The organism is Marinomonas spartinae (assembly GCF_016461715.1).
Taxonomy (GTDB): Bacteria; Pseudomonadota; Gammaproteobacteria; order Pseudomonadales; family Marinomonadaceae; genus Marinomonas; species Marinomonas spartinae_A.
The window spans coordinates 1-4,851 of record NZ_JAEMUI010000047.1 but is presented as its reverse complement, the minus strand read 5'-3'; the positions used below and the strand labels follow the sequence as shown (position 1 = coordinate 4,851).

At 42.4% G+C, this 4,851-nt stretch carries 5 protein-coding genes; all 5 read left to right on the top strand.

Features of this window, described 5'->3' with window-relative positions; all coding sequences use genetic code 11:
• The first annotated feature begins 101 nt into the window (after positions 1-101).
• The 5 genes from JHD45_RS22105 to JHD45_RS22085 all read left to right on the top strand — a co-directional run bounded on the left by JHD45_RS22105 (position 102) and on the right by JHD45_RS22085 (position 4,682).
• A complete protein-coding gene (locus JHD45_RS22105; RefSeq protein ID WP_199478762.1) occupies positions 102-662 on the top strand; it encodes an SMI1/KNR4 family protein in 561 nt (186 codons plus the stop codon).
• Positions 663-1,361: 699 nt separating this feature from the next.
• Positions 1,362-2,204: a tyrosine-type recombinase/integrase gene (locus JHD45_RS22100; RefSeq protein WP_199478761.1), complete on the top strand. Its 843-nt coding sequence runs from the start codon at positions 1,362-1,364 to the stop codon at positions 2,202-2,204.
• Positions 2,205-2,209: 5 nt separating this feature from the next.
• Complete coding sequence (locus JHD45_RS22095; RefSeq protein ID WP_418903787.1) at positions 2,210-3,343, top strand: IS91 family transposase; 1,134 nt, start codon at positions 2,210-2,212, stop codon at positions 3,341-3,343.
• Positions 3,344-3,656: 313 nt separating this feature from the next.
• Entirely contained in the window at positions 3,657-4,109 is a 453-nt protein-coding gene (locus tag JHD45_RS22090) for a GNAT family N-acetyltransferase (protein ID WP_199478759.1), read from the top strand.
• A gap of 90 nt (positions 4,110-4,199) precedes the next feature.
• Positions 4,200-4,682, top strand: a complete 483-nt coding sequence (locus JHD45_RS22085) for a hypothetical protein (protein ID WP_199478758.1) — start codon at positions 4,200-4,202, stop codon at positions 4,680-4,682.
• Positions 4,683-4,851: the final 169 nt, after the last annotated feature.

The following is a 4,851-nucleotide window of genomic DNA, read 5'->3' as shown; positions in this document are numbered from 1 at the left end:
ATAACAAACACAAAAAGCCCACGAAAAGTGGGCTTAGTTGTTGTTTTTCATAAGGTAAAAAGATAAGTTTGGGATTTGATTGGACATGTAGGGATGGATAAATGAAATGCTGTAAAAAAGAGTTGCTTGAACCAGATATTATAGATGGAACAGCATATTTTGTATGTCCAGAATGTGGTGAAGTTCGTGAGGTTGAGAATTATCGAACTTATACGGCAGAAGAAAGAATAGAAGCTTTTGAAAAAGAGTATGGTATTAAACTCCCAAATGACTATGTTAAATATACTAATTGCGATAAGTCTTGGGTTGTAAAATTGACACCTCCTGATACAGGTTCCACTAAACCTTATTTTGGTGAAGGATTTTATTCAATTGGTGATTTTTCAGGTGTAGATCCTGATAAATATCGTTCTATTTTTGATAGTGCTTATCTTTCAGATACTTGGGACTTACCAGAAAAGTTGGTTCTTATCGATGGTGATGGTCATGATTGGATAGCATTAGATTATAGAGATTCAGACATAACTCCTAAAGTTATAGTTATAGAGTCAGAAGGGGGGGAAAGCGTGGTTGTTGCTAATAGCTTTGAGGAGTTTGTATCGATGTTATTACCTTATGAAAGCGTATATGACCCAGATGGAAACATCATATATAACGGCTAAAATAAGTTAGGGGGCAGATGACAAATAGCACCTAGCCTTCATCGACTCTAAACAACTCAACGAGCAAAAACACCTTCCCGCCGACACCGCCGCGCTGGAAGCTGAGAGCTATTCCCTCCAAGGAAAGTAACTGATCAACAACATCGTTACCTCCATGAAACTGGAAAGCAACCCCGTCGTCCTCCCCGCCAGCGACCTAAACGACATGGTACAAGCCATAAGAATGTACCAAACCCAAATCGCCCAGCTACGCACCCCCGACTGGGTCAATAAAAACGTCGAATGCATCAAGGAATACGCCAACCGCACCTTCCTAGACGACTGGCCAATACCTAAGTACAAGTAACAAACACAAAAAGCCCACGAAAAGTGGGCTTAGTTGCTTTTTAGACTGGTAGGAAACGAGAAAGTCTTTTAGTATCAATGAATAAGAATATACGCATCAGAAATAACGTGCTGTGGATAAATGTGTAAACACGCATGCTCGTTTTTCCAGTTTCAGTTTCTGTGAGTAATTTCGTAAAGTAACTTTGATTCAGTTACTTACGGCGTTCATTAGAACTTTTTGGAATTGTCTAAACGCGCATGCGCACTATTAAAATGTTGAACTAAGCCGCTTCGCGGGCCTTTTCTTAGTTTTCCCAATTCCCTCATTTAGAACCAAACTTAATCTTCCAATCAACAATGGAGAATTAAGTCATGACACCTTTACGCAAACAGGTGATAGATCAGATGACCCTAGAAGGTTTTTCTGTGTCTACGCAAAGAGCTTATTTATATCAATTAACGGAAGTTGCACGCTATTTTCGTATGCCTCCTGATCGGCTTAACCAAACCGATATCCAACAATATTTGCTGTATCTAATAAGAGAGCGAGGATGGAGCTGGTCAAGTTGCCGTCAAGCGTTACATGCTCTGAACTTTCTATACCGAAAAGTCGCGAACAAAACGATGCCATCGGTATCACTTCCTCATCCTAATAAGTCTCAGAAAATCCCAGACTTGCTCTATCCAGATGAAGTGCAAGCGATGATCAGATGCTGTCAGCATCCAAAAGTGTATGTCGCCATGGTGTTGGCTTATACGACAGGGATGAGAATCAGTGAGGTTAATGAGCTGCGAGTCAATGATTTAGATCTTACCCATCACTGCATCAAAGTAAGGCAAGGGAAGGGGCAGCAAGATCGCTATGTTCTGTTTCCAGAAAGCTTGCAACAGGTGCTAGGTCGCTATTGGCAACGTTACGAACCTTGTGATGTGGTGGTTTATGGATTGGATAAGCACCGTCCTCTGCATAGCAAATACCTACGATTAGAAACTAAGGAAGCTGCTAAGCGAGCAGGGATCCACAAATGCATTCGTTTTCATAGTTTGCGTCATGCGTTTGCTTGCCATCAACTGTTAGCTGGAATGCCTTTACCAAGGCTGCAAGCCTTATTAGGCCATAAGCAGATTCAAACCACTTTTCGTTATCTGCAATGGGTCGCGATGATGGATCTAAAGAGACGGGATAGTGAAGATTTATTACTATCCGACTGGTGACCATCATGAATGGGGTAAGCCTAGCGAGCGTGATTCATTATTGTCACGAACAACATCAGATACATGCCAATGCGAGACAATGGCAAGTTCTACATCATATAGAAGACTGTCGAACCGAGCGAATGGGGACAGGAAAGTATCAATGTCATGGCTGTGGTCATCATTGGTTTTGGCATCATAGCTGTCGAGATAGACATTGTCCCCAGTGCCAAAAGAAAGCAAGCGAACAATGGCTATTGAAGCAGGAGGAGCGATGTTTGCCGGTGCCATATTTTCACTTAGTTTTTACGCTACCTCATGAGCTAAACGCTTGGATAGCCAGACACGATCGAGTCATTTATGACGCTTTATTTCACACTGCATGGCGTGCGTTGAATGAGTTAAGCCAACGAAAACACAATGGATGGGCAGGTATGACGGCAGTCTTGCATACATGGGGTCAAACATTGGTGCGTCATGTTCACCTTCATGCCTTGGTTCCCTCTGGAGTGTATAGAGATCAAGGCTGGCATAGTCTGAAGAAAAACTATTTTCTTCCGGTGAAACTGTTATCAAATCGTTTTAGAGGTGCCATGGTCAGTCAACTAAGAGCAGCTTTTAGCGAAGGGTTACTACCAGCGTTATCGCAAACGGAAGTGAGCCGGCTATTGAATGTTTTGATGCAAAAGCCTTGGGTTGTCTATTGCAAATCGGCGCTTGAATATCGCTCAACCTTGGTGACTTATTTAGCGCGCTATAGCCATCGTATTGCCTTATCTAACAATCGTTTCCAAGTGTGGAACAACGACAAAATCAGTCTTCAATATCGAGATTATCGTTCCGGCAAGCAGTCTCTTTTAACACTCACGCCACAAGAACTGCTAAGACGTTTTTTACTCCATGTATTACCAAGGGGGTTTATGCGCATCCGGCATTATGGCTGTTTGTCTAATGCAATAAGAGCCAAAGTGAAGAAGCGGGTAGATAAGCAGTTAGACATGAACGAATCGCGAGCCAAGGACGGCAGTGAAAAGGCTGCTGAGTCAGGTTGTTCATGTCCTGCTTGTGGAGAGCATGCAGTGATGTATCTTGGCGATGTATCTGAGAGTAAAGTGACAAAACGGCTTCGCATCCTGCAGTCATGGGACAATGGTAGTTAGCGTTAGTATACGGTGAGATCAGTGTATAAAGCGGATCAGGTCATAAGGCCTGAGGGAATCGCTTGCCTCGCGGGTCAAATCGCGCTACAAAAGAGCAAATAAAGAATCAACATAGCAGCGATCAAAGACGATCTGAAGCGGCATCGTCCAGACAGACGTTGGTATTGAGCGAGTTATATAACAGGGAAGTCCCACCATGAAAAAAGCAAATCCCCTATATAGACAACGCAGCCGTTCAACAGTGGGTTATAGCCGCAGCTACGCTGCCGTATAACCCTTAATTGTTATATTTTCGTTAGTTCATGGGAAGAATATGAAAGCGATATATAGAAAAGCCATCAGTTCAGATCTGGTTAAATGTTTTGAAATTAGAGGTGCTACCAATGACAACTCGTTTAGTCGGAACGAGCTTGCAGCAATCGGTATAACTGAAGAATCATGGTCACCTTTAATTGATAACGGTACTTATGTTGGAAATGTCGCAATAAAGCAAGATGAAGTTATTGGCTTCTGTTTCGGAAACACTGAAACTGGAGAAATATTGGTACTAGCAATTCTTGCTGGACACGAAGGCGAAGGGATTGGAAAACAATTGCTTAACCAAACAAGTGATGATTTATTTAGTGTTGGACACTCTGAATTATGGCTTGCTGCTACGGCGAAACCTGTAGTGAGAGCTTATGGTTTTTATAGAAGTGTTGGTTGGAACCCAACTCAAATATATGATGATAACGGCGATGAGATACTTCGGCGCAGGAAAATATAGCAAGGCGCTCAAGAGGGACACAAACATGGCGCGCCTTCGGCATTATAGCGCCATATTTGTGCCCCTTAGCTAAGTGTTAAAAGTAAAACTATGTCATGGATTCAAGGTTACAACCCCGAATGGGTAGAGGACAAAGAAGCAGCGATAGAGCTGGTGAAATCCTATTCCAGAAAATGGATCGGTAATACCATAAGTTCGTCTTATGTTGGCTGGTTTTCGCCTGATAATGAGTGGGACGAGAATCTACCAATTGTATTGATAATTGGCGATGTTCAATATGAAATATGCTGGCAGAAATTTGATAGTCTAGCGATCACCAGCAAGCAAATAAACCTTTATCATTGTATTTGTAGTGGGGAGTTGACCCCATATAAAAGGAACTATCACGAGGCTATAAACAAATGTCTAGAAAAGGAAATTGTCTCGGTAGAGTTAGGCATGTCCTCTATGACTTTGGAAGGAAAGGTTTTGCCAATGATCAATAGTATAGATTTTCATTTGGTTGGTGGCTTTCTCACAATTTACAATGCGCTAGATGAAAATGGTCTAAGTAATGAGCCAGCCAACGTTTAACAAGGCTGTCAGAATTTGGGGGCAGATGAAAAATAGCGCCTAACTTTCATCGACCCCAAACAACTCAACGAGCAAAAACACCTTCCCGCCGACACCATCGCGCAGGAAGCCGAGAGCTATTCCCTCCAAGGAAAGTAACTCATCAACAACATCGTTACCTCCATGAAAC

Coding starts and splice junctions, on each gene's coding strand:
- JHD45_RS22085 (WP_199478758.1), top strand. CDS start 4,200: ATGTCATGGATTCAAGGTTACAACCCCGAATGGGTAGAGGACAAAGAA.
- JHD45_RS22105 (WP_199478762.1), top strand. CDS start 102: ATGAAATGCTGTAAAAAAGAGTTGCTTGAACCAGATATTATAGATGGA.
- JHD45_RS22100 (WP_199478761.1), top strand. CDS start 1,362: ATGACACCTTTACGCAAACAGGTGATAGATCAGATGACCCTAGAAGGT.
- JHD45_RS22095 (WP_418903787.1), top strand. CDS start 2,210: ATGAATGGGGTAAGCCTAGCGAGCGTGATTCATTATTGTCACGAACAA.
- JHD45_RS22090 (WP_199478759.1), top strand. CDS start 3,657: ATGAAAGCGATATATAGAAAAGCCATCAGTTCAGATCTGGTTAAATGT.